This is a genomic window from Mesorhizobium abyssinicae, from assembly GCF_049887195.1.
Classification (GTDB): Bacteria; Pseudomonadota; Alphaproteobacteria; order Rhizobiales; family Rhizobiaceae; genus Mesorhizobium; species Mesorhizobium abyssinicae.
Genome location: NZ_JARAKC010000003.1, coordinates 481,724 through 496,992 on the forward strand (window position 1 = coordinate 481,724; position 15,269 = coordinate 496,992).

The following is a 15,269-nucleotide window of genomic DNA, read 5'->3' on the forward strand; positions in this document are numbered from 1 at the left end:
TCTGGCTTGGCCAGTTCTTATGCCAAGATCCGCTTCGGGTCAATTCTCGGACAAATCGGCGGCGCGGCGCGAAAACAGCGCCGACAGCGGACTGTCCGGCCGCGCAAAGGCGCGTTCGCCCGTCAGCGCCCGCGCCAGCGGTCCATCGCCGGCGCGCAGGGCGGCCTCGATCAGCGTCAGGTCGATGACGTCGCGTTGCGCATGGCTGCCGCCGAAGCGGTTCGCGATCGACCGTATGGGGCGGATCAGGCGCGCCGCCTCGGTGTAGTTTGCTTCGCCGAACGCCTTGATCGCCAGCGTCAGCGGATGGCCGACATCGCGGGTGAAAGCCGCATTGTCGTCGTTGCCGCGCATCGCCTCGCGCTGCGCGTCGAGCAGGCCCTCCGCCCGCGCCTCCTGGCCGGCGCCGACGAAGGCCATCATCGCGTGGGCGTCGTTGAAGGCATAGTTGCCGCCGCCGGCCTTGTGCCAGTTGTCGGCCAGAGCCGTCCAGCGCCCGCCGACATCGACGCCGCCGAGACGCAGCCGCCACAGGATTGCCGAGGCATCGACCATGTTGAGCGCCATCGTCGAGGCCTCGCCATAGATCGGGCCGTCATAGAGCGCCAGCACCTCATCGACCTCGCCGAGGTCGTAGTGGAACAGCGACAGGTGCCACCAATTGTGCACCTTGAGGAAGCTTTCCCTTGTCCAGGCGTCAGGATTGGCGCGCATCCAGGCGATGCCGTCCTTTTGCCGGCTCTGCATCTCCATGACATGGGCGACGGCGTGCTGCGCCCAGCCGTCGCGCGGCTCGATCTCGACAGCCGTGCGGCCAAGCCGTTCGGCGCGCGCATAGTCGCCCATCTCCTCCAGCCCGAAGGCCTGCATGCCGAGGACCGCATGATAGCCGGGCATGTCGCTGCGCCAGGCCGTCAGGGCGCGGCCGATGCGGTCGCGCAGCATGCGGGCGTTGCCGGTGAAGAAATCGATCTGATGCCCGGTCAGCAGCGCCACGAGATCGAGCGGATGGTCGATGGCGACATCCTCGAGGATGCGGGAGGCCTCGTGCCAGCGCCCCCAGGCGAGATGGCCGAGGGCCGCGACATGCGCCTGCTCGCGCGCCGTGGCGGCGAGCGGCAAGGCCGCCTCGTGGCATTCCCTGGCCACGAGCGTCGCCTCGCGCTCGGTGGCAAGGGCGAAGAGGTAGCCCTTGAACACATGCGCCATGACGAAGCCGGGATCCTCGGCGATTGCGCGATCGGCGGAGCCGACCGGATCGCCGATGAAGCACTGAAGCTCACGCACAGCCCGACCATAGGCCGTCAATCCGGCTTCCGTCGCGCCGGACAAGGTCAGCCCGAAAGCGTCCCTGACTGCCATGGCTAGCCCTCCATCAGATGCCGGAACTGGCCTATCCTAGGCCAATAGGGGCTGGCACGCCAAGCTCAGGTCGCGCATGTCGACGAGGCCAAGGCGGGCGAATTTCGCCCGCTTCAATTGCCCGAGCGCATCGCCATGGTGGCAATGCCGGCGCCGACCAGGAGCGTGCCGCCGGTGCGGTTGAAGATGCGAATCGCTTTCGGGTTGCGCACGACGTTGCGCGCCCGCGCCGCGATCAGCGCATAGCCGAAGGCATTGGCGAAGGCGAGCGCCAGGAAGGTCGTCTCGAAGATCAGCATCTGCGGCCAGAAGTCGGCATGCCGGTCGAGGAACTGCGGCAGGAAGGCGACGAAGAAGGTGATGCTCTTCGGGTTGAGCGCGGTGACCAGCCAGGCATGCGCCATCATCTTGGCGGCGGACACCGCGTCGGTGCGCGGCTCGGCTTTCAGCGCCCCGCCGGCGCGGAACAATTTGACGCCGAGATAGATCAGATAGCAGGCGCCGATCACCTTCAGCCCAGTGAACACGGTGGCGGACGCCGCCAGCAGCGCGCCGATGCCCAGCATCGACAGCGTCATGGCGGTGAAGTCGCCGAGCGCGACCCCGACCGCCATCGGCAGCGCGGTGCGCCAGCCCTGGCCGAGAGCATAGGAGACGACCAGAAGGATCGTCGGACCCGGGATGACGAGAAGGATGGTGGAGGCGGCGGCGAAGGCGGCCCAGTTCTCGAAGGACATTTCCTCACTCCTTGAGCACAACGAAAAGGATAAATCCTCGGGTCGGCCGGAATGTAAAGAGGCATCTTCGAAATGTTTGGGCGGCTGGTTCAGCCCTGCCGGCGCGGCGACAGCCCTTAGGACCAAAGTCGGGCCCTTCACGCTTTTTCAACCATGATTGATGAAAATACCTGTTATCCCGGCCGGACCGTGCTTCCCGCCGACAGCGTAGGGTCTGGTGCATGCGCGAGTTGCCGCAAAATCTGACGCCGCCGAACGGCGACGCAATCGAAACCGAAATTCAGCTTTCCCGCCGCGCCATGCTTTCCGGCGCCGGCGCCATGGCACTCATCGGCATGGCCGGCTGCAGCACCCAGACGCTCGAACTGCCGCAATTGCAGCTCGACGACATCACCACCGGCTCGGTGCGGCCCATCCGCCCCGCCATCAGCGTCGACAAGAACATCACCGGTCCCGACGTCATGTACGCGTCGCTGAGCGATGGCGGCTTCGAGGTGCCGGCGGTGCCCTATCTGAAGGTCAAGCCGGAGTTCCGCCGCCAGATCGTCGTCGACAAGACCGGCGAGGCACCCGGCACCATCGTCGTCCACCTGCACGAGCGCATGCTCTACCTCGTGCAGCCCGGCGGCGAAGCCATCCGCTACGGCGTCGGCATCGGCAAGGACGGCTTCCGCTGGTCGGGCCGCGCCAACATCCAGTACGGCAAGGAATGGCCGGTCTGGACGCCGCCGCCGGAGATGATCCAGCGCAAGCCGGAACTGGTGAAATGGCAGGGCGGCCAGCCCGGCGGCCTCACCAACCCGCTAGGGGCGCGAGCGCTCTACATCTTCCAGAACGGCAAGGACACCGGCTACCGCATCCACGGCTCGCCGGAATGGTGGAGCATCGGCCAGGCGATGTCGTCGGGCTGCGTGCGCCTGATCAACCAGGACATCATCGATCTCTACAGCCGCGTGTCGAAGAAGAACCCGGTGGTCGTGGTCTGATCCCCGGCCGCTGCCGGCGGCCGTTTTGGCGACTTGTCCCAGTGCGGTCTTTTCTCCCGTTGCGTCATCCCGCAAGACAGGCGAAGCTCAAAATCATCGCCCGGGAGAGAAGCAAGCATGGCCGGAACTTTCGTCATCGCGCAGGGCGGCGGCCCGACCGCCGTCATCAACCAGACGGTCGTCGGCGCCGCGCTGGAGATCCGCAAGCGCCATCCCGGGGCCAGGGTGCTGGGCTCGATCCACGGCGTGCGCGGCATCCGCGACGGCAACTATGCCGACCTCTCCGCCATCCCGGAAGAGCAGCTCAGGCTGATCGCGGCAACGCCGAGTGCTGCGCTCGGCTCGACCCGCGACAAGCCCGACGCCGCCTATTGCGAGGTGATCCTCAACGGGCTGAAGAAGATCGGCGCCGACGCCTTCATCTATATCGGCGGCAACGACACGTCGGGCACGCAGCAGATCCTGACCGACGCCGCCGGCGGCTCGATCGCCTTCGTGCACGCGCCGAAGACCATCGACAACGACCTCGAGGAGAACGACCACACGCCGGGCTTCATCTCGGCGGCCGAGTTCGTCGCCGGCGCCTTCCTCTCGGTCGATCTCGACTTCCGCGCTTTGCCCGGCATCTATGTCGGCATCGTCATGGGCCGGCATGCCGGCTTCCTGACCGCGGCCGCCGCCGCCTGGCAGCTCGATCCCGACAGCGGCCCGCATCTGGTCTACGTGCCGGAGCGCGCCTTCTCGGCGAAGCGTTTCATCGACGACGTGCGGGCCACGCTCGACCGCCACAAGCGCTGCATCGTTGCCGTATCCGAAGGCGTCAGCACCGCCGACGGCAAGGCGCTGGTCGAGAGCCTGGTGCCGCCAGAGAAGCTCGAACGCGACCAGCACGGCAACGTCAAGCTGTCGGGCAGCGACCTGACGGCCGCGTTGGAGCGCGCGCTGGCCGAAGGCCTGCCGGGCAAGCGGGCGCGGGTTGACGCGCTGGGCTACATGCCGCGCGGCTACATCGGCGCCATCAATGCCGTCGACGCCAAAGAGGCCTTCGACGCCGGCGCCTTCGCCGTCGAGGTCGCCGGGCAGGGCGGCGGCTCGGTGGCGCTGCAGTATGACGGTTCCAAAACCGTGCTGAAGAAGGTGCCGCTGAAGAATGTCGCAGGCAAGACGCGCCACATGCCCGACGATTTCATGCAGCCCGACGCCAACAAGCTCTCGGATGCCGGCATGGCCTACCTCAAGCGGCTGGTGCCGGAGAAATACAAGGTCGGGAAGCCCTTCGTCTGATGGGCGACCTGGTGGTCGGCGACTGGTTCGGCAAGGCCATCGTCGACGCCAGGACAACGATGCTGACCGAGCCGTTCGTGCATGATTTCGTGCGCGCCAACATCTGGCATCTCAAGGGCCGCGATGCCGACCTTCTGGTCGACACCGGCATGGGCATCCAGACGCTGGCGCCCGAGATCGACACGCCAGCCGGCAAGCCGCTGATCGTCGTCGCCACGCATATCCATCTCGACCATGTCGGTTCGCTGCATGAGTTCCCGCTGCGGGCCGGGCCGAAGATGAGCGCGGCGCAGTTCGAGAGCATGGATGAGGCCGTCACCTATGCCTACATGTTCCACAATCTCGACGGCGCCGTTTCCAAATTGCCGGCGCCCGACTGGAAGGCGGCCGATTATCGGATTCCACCGGCGCCGCTGACGCGCGCGCTCGACGAGGACGACATCGTCGATCTCGGCGACCGGCAGTTCCGCGTCCTGCATCTGCCGGGACATTCGCCCGATTCGATCGCGCTGTTCGACGAGGCCGACGGGTTGTTGTTTGTCGGCGATGCCATCTATGACGGCATGCTGATCGACGATTTGCCGGATTCCGATCGCGCCGCCTATTGCCGCACCATGCGGCGCCTGCTCGACCTGCCGATCCGCATCGGCCATGGCGGTCATGGACCGAGCTTCGACGGCGCGCGGATGCGCGAGATCGCCTCGGCGTATCTGCGCCGCAGAGGCGCTGCGTGAGGTCTCCCTGATATTAAATCTTCGTAAGGTCGCGCCAAAACCCTAATTCGGGCCGATCCACGCCCTAGATGCAGGCAGTCGATCCGGCCGGCTGCCATGCATGGCGAGACACGCAGTCCCGGTCGCCGACACGCCGACGGGCGCCTCGCTCGAGCCGCTCGCGGCGAGGCATCAACTCTCGCCCGGACAGAAACGACCATGTCACCCCAGAGCATAATTCGTAGACATCGCGTCGCGGCCCTGCTGGGCGCTGCGCTGATCATCTCCCCCTTCGTCGTGTCCTTCGCCCAAAGCGCGAGCGGCATCGGCGCGAGCAACACCGTCGCCACGACCCAGACCCCGGTTTCCGGAATCACGGCGCCCAACGGCTCGTTCGCGCCGATCGTGGCCGCCGACAAGCCGGCGGTGGTAACCGTCACCACCGTCATGAAAGCGCAGCCGGAGACGATGAGCGAGGACCAGCCCTTCGACGGCGGCTCGCCCTTCGACGACTATTTCCGCCAGTTCTTCGGCGACCAGGGCGTGCCGATGCCCAAGACGCCGCCGCAGCAGTCACAGCGCGCCGAGGCGCTGGGGTCGGGCTTCATCATCGGCGCCGACGGCACCATCGTCACCAACAACCATGTCATCGACGGCGCCACGTCGATCAAGGTGATACTGGATGACGGCACCGAGCTTCCCGCCAAGCTGGTCGGCCGCGACGCCAAGAACGACCTCGCCGTGCTCAAGGTCAAGGCCGCCAAGCCGCTGCCGACGGTCAAATGGGGCGATTCCGACAAGCTCATGCCGGGTGACCAGATCCTCGCCTTCGGCAACCCGTTCGGCATCGGCACCACGGTCACCGCCGGCATCGTCTCGGCGCGCGGCCGCGACCTCAACAGCAGTCCGTTCGACGATTTCATCCAGATCGACGCGCCGATCAACCACGGCAATTCCGGCGGCCCGCTGGTCGATGTCGGCGGCAATGTCGTCGGCATCAACACCGCCATCTTTTCGCCCAATGGCGGCAGCGTCGGCGTCGGCTTCGCCATTCCGTCCGACCAGGCGCAGAAGGTGGTCGCCAAGCTGATGAAGGGCGGCGACATCGAGTACGGCTATCTCGGCGTGCAGATCCAGCCGGTGACGCAGGACGTGGCGAGCGCCATGGGCCTCGACCATCCGGGCGGCGCGCTCGTCGCCGCGGTCACCGAAGGGTCGCCCGCGGCCAAGGCCGGCATTGCGACCGGCGACGTCATCACCGGCTTTGCCGGCGAGGCGATAAAGGATCCGAAGGACCTGTCGCGTGCCGTCGCCGACGTCTCGCCCGGCGCCAAGGAAACGCTCGATGTCTGGCGCAACGGCAAGACCGTGCAGATTTCCGCCGATGTCGGCCGCAATGCGGAAGACACCAAGACCGCAGCCAATGGCGAGGGCGGCAAGCCGTCGGCCGGCGAAGGCCTGCGCGTGCCGTCTCTCGGCCTTGGCCTCACCGATATCACGCCCGATGTCCGCGAGGAGTTGAACCTGGCCGACAATCAGCGCGGCGCTTTGGTCGAGCGCGTCAATCCGGACAAGGCGGCTTCGGCCGCCGGCCTCGAGCCGGGCGATGTCATCGTCGCCGTCGACCGGACGCCGGTGAAGAGCGCCAGGCAGGCGAACCAGGCGATCGCCGAGGCAGGCAAGTCCGGCCGCAAGTCGGTGCTGCTGCTCGTCGACCGCGGCGACGCGCAGATCTTCGTCGCCGTGCCCTTCGCCGCCGGCTGAGCCCTGGCGCCGGCGACAGGCCAGCCACAAGGCCTGCCGCCGGCATTTTTCTGTTGCCCGCCGCGACATCTTCGAGAACATTGCGCTGGGCCGGCAGGCGGCCGACGCAAAGGGATGTGCTGATGGTCACCCGTGGTTTCGGTTCCGGACGGCGTCCCCCCACGGACCATGACGCGCGCATCCCGCCGGGCCAGTATCTCGAGCAGGGCTTCCCGGTGCTGTCGGCCGGGCCGACGCCGCGTGTGCGCACCGAGGACTGGTCGTTCACCCTCAAGCACGGCCCTCGCCCGATCAAGAAATGGAAGTGGACCGAGTTCAACGCGCTGCCGCTGACCAGGATGACGCGCGACATCCATTGCGTGACCGCCTGGACCAAGTTCGACACCGCCTGGCAAGGCGTGCTGGTCGACGACATCCTCGCCGATGCCGGCATCGCGCCGCCGACCGCCTACACGCTGGCGCTATCGTTCGACGGCTACACCACCAATGTGCCGGCCAAGGATCTCCTCGACGGCAAGGCGATGGTGGCGCTGCTCTACGAGGGCAAGCCGATCACGCCGGACCATGGCGGACCGGCCCGGCTTCTCGTGCCGCATCTCTATTTCTGGAAGTCGGCGAAATGGCTGAACGGACTGCAGTTCACCGAGCGCGACGAGCCAGGCTTCTGGGAATTGCGCGGCTACCATATCTATGGCGACCCGTGGCGCGAGCAGCGCTATTCGGGCGATCCATGAGCCAGGCATCGGCCGCGCAATCGCCCTGGCAGACGGCGAGGATCGTGCGCATCGAGAAACGCACGCCGCGTGTCACGAGCTTCTTCTTCAAGCTGTCGCGGCCTTTCGTCCACAAGGCCGGACAGCATGTCGACGTCAGGCTGACGGCGCCGGACGGCTATCAGGCGCGCCGCTCCTACTCCATCGCCTCGGCGCCGGAGAGCGGCGGGGCGATCGAGCTGGCGATCGAGAGGCTCGAGGATGGCGAGGTGTCGCCCTTCTTCCACGAGGTGGCGGCGGTGGGCGACGAGATCGAATTGCGCGGGCCGCTCGGCGGCCATTTCATCTGGTCGGCCAGCGATGGCGGGCCGATCCTTTTGGTCGGCGGCGGCTCCGGCGTGGTGCCGCTGATGGCGATGGTGCGCCACCGCGCCCTGCAGAAATCGGCCGCGCCGGCGGCGCTCGTGTTTTCGGCGCGGGTCTGGGACGAGGTGATCTTCCGCGACGAGCTGATCCGCCTCGACGACCGGCGCGACGGTTTCGACCTTGTGCTGACGCTGACGCGCGAGCCGGCCCAGCGGCCGTCGGACTATTCCCGGCGCGTCGACGCAGCGATGATGGTGCAGGCCATGGAGCGGTTGCCCAAGGCGCCGACGCTCGCCTTCGTGTGCGGTTCGAATGCCTTCGTCTCGGCCGCCGCCCAGGCGCTGATCGATGCCGACATGCCGGCCGACCTCATCCGCACCGAGCGCTACGGGGTGTGAGAGCCCGGTGCCTCAGTCGGCGGGGGAGAATTTTGCCGAAATGAGCTGGAACGGCAGCGCGCCATAGGTGGCGACGGCCTGCTCGTTGTCCCAGACGCGGAACTGTCGCGACGGTCGCGCCTCGAGGACCAGACACTGCCCCGTCTGGTCGAGCTTCACCTTGCCGCGAAAGCGCAAGGTCCGTTCGCCACCGGCGCGGCTGATCGCCATCGAGCGCAACCGCGCGACATGACGGTCGGCCGAATTGATCTCCATTTCGATACGCCGCCGCACCGGCGGCACGGCAATCCGCACGACGACGTCCAGCATCATTTCCCGCGCGGCGCCCGGCGGACCGGCTATGCCCTGCGAAAGCACGAAGGGAGCGGCCTGGGCGGTTTTTCCTGCTGCCGCGGCTTTGCCGCGCCAGACGACGTCGGGCTCGGCCTGCCGCAATCTTCCCTTCTTGCGCTGCAGCCGAAGCTGCTTGGCAAATCCGCGCGACAGCCAGGTCAGCCCGCCGAAGTCGGTGCGCGGCTTGGCCTGCAGGACGGACGACCAGCGCGACATACCGCGGCGGTCGGCCATCTCCATCACCCGTGCCAGCACTTCGTCCGGCACCGCAATGCCGATCTCCAGCGCGAGATAGGACAGCGCCACCGCGGCGGCGACCGCCAGGCCGCGCCTGGCGGCAATGTCGAGGAACACGTCCCAGTCGACGTCGGCGCCTTCGATGGCCACCGCGCAGTCGACCAGCCAGTCGCTGTGGGTGTGGGCGTCGAGGCCGCCATGCGCGATGGCGAGCGCAATGCGGTCGGCGGGCGACGGCACCAGCGCGGCGACGCCGCTGAACTCGGCCGGGACCGCCCGCCGCCAGATCGCGAGGTCGTCCTCGGCGCTCTGCTGCGAGCCGTCATAGGCGAGCTGGTGCAGGTCGATGTCGCCGTAATTGCCCTTGTAGAAATTCATCGAGCGCAGCGATGCAAGCCTGGTCCTGAGATATTGCGGGCTGACGCCAGTGGCGATCTGCCAGTCGCGGCCACGCAACGCGTCGAAGGCAATTTCCATGTCTTGCGGACGCACCAGTATGTCGATGTCGTGCGCGACGCGGCCGCGCTGCGCCGAGACGTTGACGGCAATGCGGCTGGCGCCCTTGATCAGCATGACGGCGCAACCGGCATCGGCCATCGCCTTTAGCACCGGCTCGGCCTCGCGCATCGCCATGCGCGACTTGGTCCACAGCATCTTCTGCAGGCCGACGAGCCGCGGATAGGCGGCGTGGCCGGCGAGCTTGCGGCCGAACCGGTCGGAGATCGCCGCGAGCAGCCGATGCTCCCTGAACGAGACATGGTCGATGTCGTTGTCGTCAAGCCAGCCTGCCGCGCGATCGCGGGCGGCATTCTCGTCGTGAAGCAGAGCCGCCTTGAGCAGCTGGTCGAGCCCGCCTGTGGGCCAGGACCAGCCATAGTCGGGAAAGCGGCGGCCGATAGCGCGGATCCTGGCCATCAGCCGGAGCCCTGCCTGTTTTGCGCCCGGCGCAGCATCGCCGCTCGCACCACCTCCAGATAGCCGCGATCGCGCGCGGCATCGCGCCCATAGGACAGGCTGCCCGGCCTGATACGCCTGAGCGCCAGCACCTCATCCAGCATGTCGAGGGCGAAGCCCGCTTCGCGCACCCGGGCGATCCAGTCGATCATCTCGCCGCGGCCGCCCGGCGGGTCGACGATCGGCCCGACGGCCTCAGTGACCTCGCGGCGGATCACCATCGTCGTGCGCGACCAGCCAGGCGTCGCGGGCGGGTCGGGCAGATCGGGCTGGTCATGACGGAAATTGCGCTGATGGGTGAAGACGCCCGCAGTTTGCGGAGACCGTTCGAGATAGGCGAGCTGCGCCTCGATCTTGGTCGGCAGCCACAGATCGTCGGCGTCGAGCGTGGCGACAAACGGCGTCGACAGCGCCGCGATGCCTCGGGTGGTTGCGCTGCCTGGCCCGGCATTGTCCTGCCGCAACAGCTTGACCGGAAGATCGGCGCCGACGATCGCGGAAGCGAGGTCATCGGTCGACCCGTCGTCGACGATCACGACCAGTTCCGCCCGAACGGTCTGCGCCGCCACCGATTGCAGCGTCTCGGCTATTGTGGTGCTGGCATTGAAGGCCGGAATGACGACGCCATATCCGCTCATCACATGAACCGCCAGTCGGTCAGCTTGTCGAGTTCGAAGATGCCCTCGATCGGCCGCAGAGACGGGTTGGCCCTGCGCCGCTTCATCGATTTGTATATGGCGCGCAGGAACTCGCGCGACTGGACATCTTCCTGCTTGGTCATGTTGCCGGGATGCCGGCGGTAATAGAGCGCCACCGTTTCCGGGAGCACATAACGGGGGCCGATCTCGAAGCCGCGAAGCAGATAGTCCGTGTCTTCCGCCTGGGCGAACTCCTCGTCGAACCAGCCAATGCGCTCGACCAGGCGGCGCGAGAAGATCGCCGAGGACAGGTGGATGCCGCGGACGGTGATGCGGTAGCTGTCCGCGGCCGGCTCCAACCGCTCGTCATCGATGTTGTCGACCAGCATCATTCTCGAATAGCTGAGCTCAAGGCCGGGATCTTTCCGGAACAGCTCGACATCGGCCTCGAAACGCCCGGCCGGCGAGATGTCGTCGGAATCGAGGAAAGAAACCAGCTCGGTGTCCGGCTTGAGCAGCCTGAGCCCGGTGTTGCGGGCCCGGGTCACGCCCGCGTTCTGTTGCTGGAACAGGCGGATGCAGGGGCTCTCGCCAATCATCGAGCGCACGGCGTCGGCTGAACCGTCGGTCGAGCCGTCGTCGATGACGATGATGTCGAGATCGGCGGCGTCGCATTGCCTGAGCAGCGAACGCAATGCCGGGACGACATAGCGCTCGCGGTTGTAGACCGGCATGATCACGCTCAGTTTCACGAAGCGCCCCGCGCGAGGAAATCCGCAATGGTGCCGGCGATCTCGCCGGGATCCGTGCCCAGGGACAGACGGTAGCACGGCAGCAGTCGGGTAAGATCGCTGAAGAAGCGAAAGCCGCTTTCCCGCTCGCCCGGCATCTGCGCGATCCCCGACGGCGCCAGCGCAATCATGGCGTCCCTGCGCGACATCGGCATGATCGAGCTTGTCCCACCAGCGCCGATATGTGGCACCATCAGCGCAACGATGTCCAGCGTGCCGGGGATCGGCCTGGAGGCGATATCCCCTATGTGGAAAACATGCTTGCCTTGCCAGTTGAGCGGCCTGTCGCTGCCCAGTCGGTCTTTCAGTCCGAGCCGGGCAAATCCCTTCGGGTCCTGCTTGAGCACCGAAAATAGCGGCCGGGCGATCACGCTGCTCGAAAGATCGACCAGCACATAGTCGTCGCCGACACTGTCGAGCCCGTTGAGCAGCCCGGCTACGACCGTGCCTGATTTTCCGGCGCCGCCGGCGCCGGCGAGCAGCACGCCGCTGCCGTCGGCACCGAGCGTGCCGGCATGGGCGAGCCGCATGCCGCGCGCGCCGTATTCCCAGTGCAGGAAGGCGCGCAGCGGCGAACCCGTTTCCCACGGCGGAAAGGCATCCGCCGCCCGCATCAACTGCACGCCGACGCGCCGCTGCGGATCGTAGACCTGCCAGAAATCGAGATCGTGAAAGTAGTGGCCGCGCAAACCGGCGCCGGCGAGACGCTGCGCGAAACCGTGTTCGGTGAAATGCGCGTCCCCCCATCGTGCCGGCTCGGGCATGCCGCCAATGCCGGGATGGCCTACGAAAATGCGGCAAGCGGGCAATCCCGGCTGATCGTCCCCGGCCTCGACAAAGGCATGGCCAAGCGCGTCGGCCAGCGCGCCGGGCTCGAGATGCACGGTCAGTTCAAGGGCGGGCAGGCGGACTGTCCGCGTGACCGGAAAGAGCGCCGCGTCTTCGGCGGCCGCGATGAGATAGCGGGCGTAGTCCGGCAATGTCTCAAGGGTCACACGCGGCATGGTCTATCCCGGCTCGGCCGACGTGCTGCCGATCTCTCAGGATGCCTGCTTGACTGCCGGCCAGCCGAGAGGCTCCTCGACCTCGTGGATCGGGTCGACGATGATCAGGTCGGCGAGATCGTCATGGACGCTCACATTGAGCGGCTCGTTTGCCACCGCAAGTTCGGCAGCCAGTTCGTCCGGCAGCGGCTGCGCCGTGCCATCGGAAGGCACCAGCAGTCCGAGCTCGACCAATTGCGCAATGAAGGCGTCAAGCCCGGTCGCGCCGGTCGCCGCTGCGCCGGCTATCGATCCGGCCAGCGCCTGCGCACCGACGCCCGAAGACAGCGCCTGCCAGACCCGGCTGCCCGAATCGGAGAACCCGAAATACTTCCCGCTCGCCAGATCAAGCACGACAGCTTCGCCGTCGAAGGATTCGAAAACGATATCCTTGCTCGCGACTGCGTAGACATTGGCTTGCGGCATTGTCCCTGCCCCACTTCATGGCTCGCGCAAGCAACCGCCTTTGCGGCGGCCGCTCTCCCCGAGGAAGGCCTGTAAACACTCGGTTCTGGCTTGGCAAGACGACGGACACGGCAGGCCGCTTGCCATTCTTGGGGTCTACGCGGCGGAATCAGGCCTCGATTTCCAGCCGCGTCAGCGGCCTCGAGCAGCAGGCAAGGATGAAGCCGTCGTCGATCTCGTGATCGAGAATGCCGCCATTGTGGCTCATCGCGACCTCGCCAGAGACCTTCCTGACCTTGCAGGTGCCGCAGAGGCCGAACTCGCAGGCGGCCGGGATCCTGACGCCCGAGGCGCGCGCCGTCTGCAGCACGGTCTGTCCGGCAAGGCATTCGGCGTCGACGTCGGAAAGCGAGAAGCGCACCGGCGTCGCGGCCTCGACGGGGGTCTCGACGCCGCCGTCGCCCGGCAGCGCGAACGGCGCCGGCACTTCCTCCACCGTCGGCGCGGCAAAGCTTTCCTGGTGATACCTGGCCATGTCGAAGCCCGCCGCCTCCAACATCTGCCGCACCGCGCGCATGAACGGGTCGGGGCCGCAGCAGAATATCTCGCGCTCGCGGAAGTCGGGAGCGAGCAGCGGCAGGCGAATGGCGTCGATGCGGCCCATATGACCGAACCAGCCCTCGCGGCTGGAGCGTTCCTCGATCATGAAGCCGAGCGACAGGCCGGGCATGCGGCTGCCCAGCAATTCAAGCTCCTTGCGAAAAATGATCTCTTCCGCCCTGCGTGCGCAGTTGACGAAGCCGACATCGGTCCAGGGCGCGCAGTCGTTCAGCCAGCGCAGCATCGACATCATCGGTGTTACGCCGGAGCCGGCCGAGATGAACAGGTACTTGGCCGCCGGATGGCTGTGCAGCGAGAAATCGCCGGCCGGGCCATAGGCCTTCACATGGGCGCCGGGCTTGAGATTGTCGAACATCCAGCGCGTGCCGATGCTGCCGGCCTGCGCCTTCACCGTCACCGCGATCGAGAACGGCCGCGAGGGCGATGAGGACAGCGTGTAGGTGCGCATCAGCGGTCCGTCGGCGACCGGCAGTTCCAGCGTCACGAACTGGCCGGGCTTGTAGCGGAACCAGGTCTGGTTGTCGGAGCGGAAGGTGAAGGTCTTGACGTCCGGCGCCTCGTCGCTGACGCCGATCACCTCCAGCACCTGCAGCCGGTCGTTCCAGGGCGCCATCTCGTCGAGATGGCGATAGAGGGCGAGATCCGTCATCGCGTTCATCCCTTCACCTCAAGCAACGCTGCGCAGCGCCGGCCGGCCGCCTTCGGCAAGGCGCGGGCCCATGAAGGAGGCGTACCATTCGACGAACTGGATGACGCCGCCCTCATGCTGCTCCGAATAGGGGCCGGGCTCATAGGCCGGCGAGAGGATGCCGAAAGCATTTTCCTCGACGATGCGGCGATCCTGGTCGTTGGTCTCGGTCCAGACATGGGTGAGTTCGGCAAGATCGTAATCGACGCCTTCCACCGCATCCTTGTGGACCAGCCATTTCGTCGTCACCGCGGTTTCGGTGGCGCTGATCGGCAGCACCCGGAAGGTGACGGCATGGTCGATCAGGATATGGTTCCAGGTGGTCGGATAGTGATAGTGCATCAACGTGCCGATGCGGTCCGCCGAGACGCTCGTGGAAAGGTTCTTCCTCACCGCGCGCTTGCCGCTCATCGTGTAGCTGACGGCGTCGCGCAAGAGCGGCGCGCGGGTGGCGCGATACTGTCCCGCCGGGTCGATGCGGAACTTGCTCGGCAGGCCCGCCGCCTCGCATTTCGCCCAATGCGCCTGCATCTCGGGATCGCTTTCGGCACCATGCACGCCGGTCACCGTCGGCGCCTCGGGGAAGGTCTTGCAGAGTTCGGGATGGTTGCCGGCGCAATGGTAGCACTCGCGGTTGTTTTCCCAGACCAGCTTCCAGTTGCCCTTCTCGACGATGGTCGATTCGAAAGCGACCTTCGCTTCGCTCAACCGATGCGGCAGGAGATAGGGTTCGATCATGGCGCGCATTAGCGCGAAATCGGCGGGCTCCTTCGCCAGGCAGATGAAGATGTAGCCGCCGACGCTTTCGCAAGCGACCGGCTTCAGGCCGAACTGGCTCTTGTCGAAACCATCCGCCATCTGGCGGGCGAACAGCAGCCTGCCGTCGAGCTCGTAGGTCCATTGATGATAGGGGCAGACGAGCTTCGCCGCGGTGCCCTTCTCGGCGTTGCAGACGCGGCTGCCGCGATGGCGGCAGGAATTATGGAAGGCATTGACCCTGCCTTGCTGGTCGCGAACCAGGACTACCGGATAGTCGCCGACCTGCGCGGTGATGTAGCAGCCCGGCTTCGGCAATTCGCAATCGTGGCCGATGAACAGCCAGTCGCGGTACCAGATCAGCTCCATGTCGAGCTTGAAATAGTCCGGGTCGGTATAGAAAGGCTGTTCAAGCGAAAAGCCCGGCCTGCGGCCGTGCAGCAGCCTCAGCATGTCGTTGCGCGCATCCATGTCCTGTCC

Annotated in this window: 15 protein-coding genes; 6 read left to right on the forward strand and 9 right to left on the reverse strand. The window is 66.5% G+C overall.

The window, feature by feature from the left end; all coding sequences use genetic code 11:
- Positions 1-39: 39 nt before the first annotated feature.
- Positions 40-1,362 carry a tetratricopeptide repeat protein gene (locus PU724_RS10260; RefSeq protein WP_354420371.1) on the reverse strand — a complete coding sequence of 441 codons (1,323 nt, stop codon included), beginning with the start codon at positions 1,360-1,362 and terminating at the stop codon, positions 40-42.
- A 113-nt stretch (positions 1,363-1,475) separates the two neighbouring features.
- Positions 1,476-2,099 carry a LysE family translocator gene (locus PU724_RS10265; protein ID WP_354420372.1) on the reverse strand — a complete coding sequence of 208 codons (624 nt, stop codon included), beginning with the start codon at positions 2,097-2,099 and terminating at the stop codon, positions 1,476-1,478.
- Between the two features lie 299 nt (positions 2,100-2,398).
- Here PU724_RS10265 and PU724_RS10270 point away from each other — a divergent pair, with 299 nt between their 5' ends.
- From PU724_RS10270 to PU724_RS10295, 6 genes are all read left to right on the forward strand, one after another.
- Entirely contained in the window at positions 2,399-3,085 is a 687-nt protein-coding gene (locus tag PU724_RS10270) for a L,D-transpeptidase (RefSeq protein WP_354420526.1), read from the forward strand.
- 117 nt (positions 3,086-3,202) lie between these two features.
- Entirely contained in the window at positions 3,203-4,369 is a 1,167-nt protein-coding gene (locus PU724_RS10275; protein WP_127311847.1) for a diphosphate--fructose-6-phosphate 1-phosphotransferase, read from the forward strand.
- Complete coding sequence (locus tag PU724_RS10280; protein WP_354420373.1) at positions 4,369-5,103, forward strand: MBL fold metallo-hydrolase; 735 nt, start codon at positions 4,369-4,371, stop codon at positions 5,101-5,103. The genes PU724_RS10275 and PU724_RS10280 overlap by 1 nt, the downstream gene beginning before the upstream one ends.
- A gap of 198 nt (positions 5,104-5,301) precedes the next feature.
- Positions 5,302-6,846, forward strand: coding sequence for a DegQ family serine endoprotease (locus tag PU724_RS10285; RefSeq protein ID WP_354420374.1), 1,545 nt, complete (start codon positions 5,302-5,304; stop codon positions 6,844-6,846).
- A 122-nt stretch (positions 6,847-6,968) separates the two neighbouring features.
- The gene (locus tag PU724_RS10290) at positions 6,969-7,580 is read left to right on the forward strand and encodes a molybdopterin-dependent oxidoreductase (protein ID WP_127392628.1); all 612 of its coding nucleotides are present in this window, start codon (positions 6,969-6,971) and stop codon (positions 7,578-7,580) included.
- Positions 7,577-8,323 (forward strand): ferredoxin reductase, encoded by a 747-nt coding sequence (locus PU724_RS10295; RefSeq protein ID WP_354420375.1) that lies wholly within the window; start codon positions 7,577-7,579, stop codon positions 8,321-8,323. The genes PU724_RS10290 and PU724_RS10295 overlap by 4 nt, the downstream gene beginning before the upstream one ends.
- A 12-nt stretch (positions 8,324-8,335) precedes the next feature.
- On the opposite strand, the gene PU724_RS10300 is transcribed toward PU724_RS10295, so the two are convergent.
- The 7 genes from PU724_RS10300 to PU724_RS10330 all read right to left on the reverse strand — a co-directional run bounded on the left by PU724_RS10300 (position 8,336) and on the right by PU724_RS10330 (position 15,260).
- Complete coding sequence (locus tag PU724_RS10300) at positions 8,336-9,808, reverse strand: nucleotidyltransferase family protein (RefSeq protein WP_354420376.1); 1,473 nt, start codon at positions 9,806-9,808, stop codon at positions 8,336-8,338.
- Positions 9,808-10,485: a glycosyltransferase family 2 protein gene (locus PU724_RS10305; RefSeq protein WP_127392631.1), complete on the reverse strand. Its 678-nt coding sequence runs from the start codon at positions 10,483-10,485 to the stop codon at positions 9,808-9,810. The genes PU724_RS10300 and PU724_RS10305 overlap by 1 nt, the downstream gene beginning before the upstream one ends.
- Positions 10,485-11,237 carry a glycosyltransferase family 2 protein gene (locus PU724_RS10310; protein ID WP_354420377.1) on the reverse strand — a complete coding sequence of 251 codons (753 nt, stop codon included), beginning with the start codon at positions 11,235-11,237 and terminating at the stop codon, positions 10,485-10,487. The genes PU724_RS10305 and PU724_RS10310 overlap by 1 nt, the downstream gene beginning before the upstream one ends.
- A complete protein-coding gene (locus tag PU724_RS10315) occupies positions 11,234-12,280 on the reverse strand; it encodes a serine kinase (protein WP_292350610.1) in 1,047 nt (348 codons plus the stop codon). The genes PU724_RS10310 and PU724_RS10315 overlap by 4 nt, the downstream gene beginning before the upstream one ends.
- Positions 12,281-12,316: 36 nt before the next feature.
- Positions 12,317-12,745, reverse strand: a complete 429-nt coding sequence (locus tag PU724_RS10320; protein ID WP_292350612.1) for a PqqD family peptide modification chaperone — start codon at positions 12,743-12,745, stop codon at positions 12,317-12,319.
- Between the two features lie 148 nt (positions 12,746-12,893).
- Positions 12,894-13,994 (reverse strand): FAD-binding oxidoreductase, encoded by a 1,101-nt coding sequence (locus PU724_RS10325; RefSeq protein ID WP_354420378.1) that lies wholly within the window; start codon positions 13,992-13,994, stop codon positions 12,894-12,896.
- A gap of 18 nt (positions 13,995-14,012) precedes the next feature.
- Entirely contained in the window at positions 14,013-15,260 is a 1,248-nt protein-coding gene (locus PU724_RS10330; protein WP_354420379.1) for an aromatic ring-hydroxylating oxygenase subunit alpha, read from the reverse strand.
- Positions 15,261-15,269: the final 9 nt, after the last annotated feature.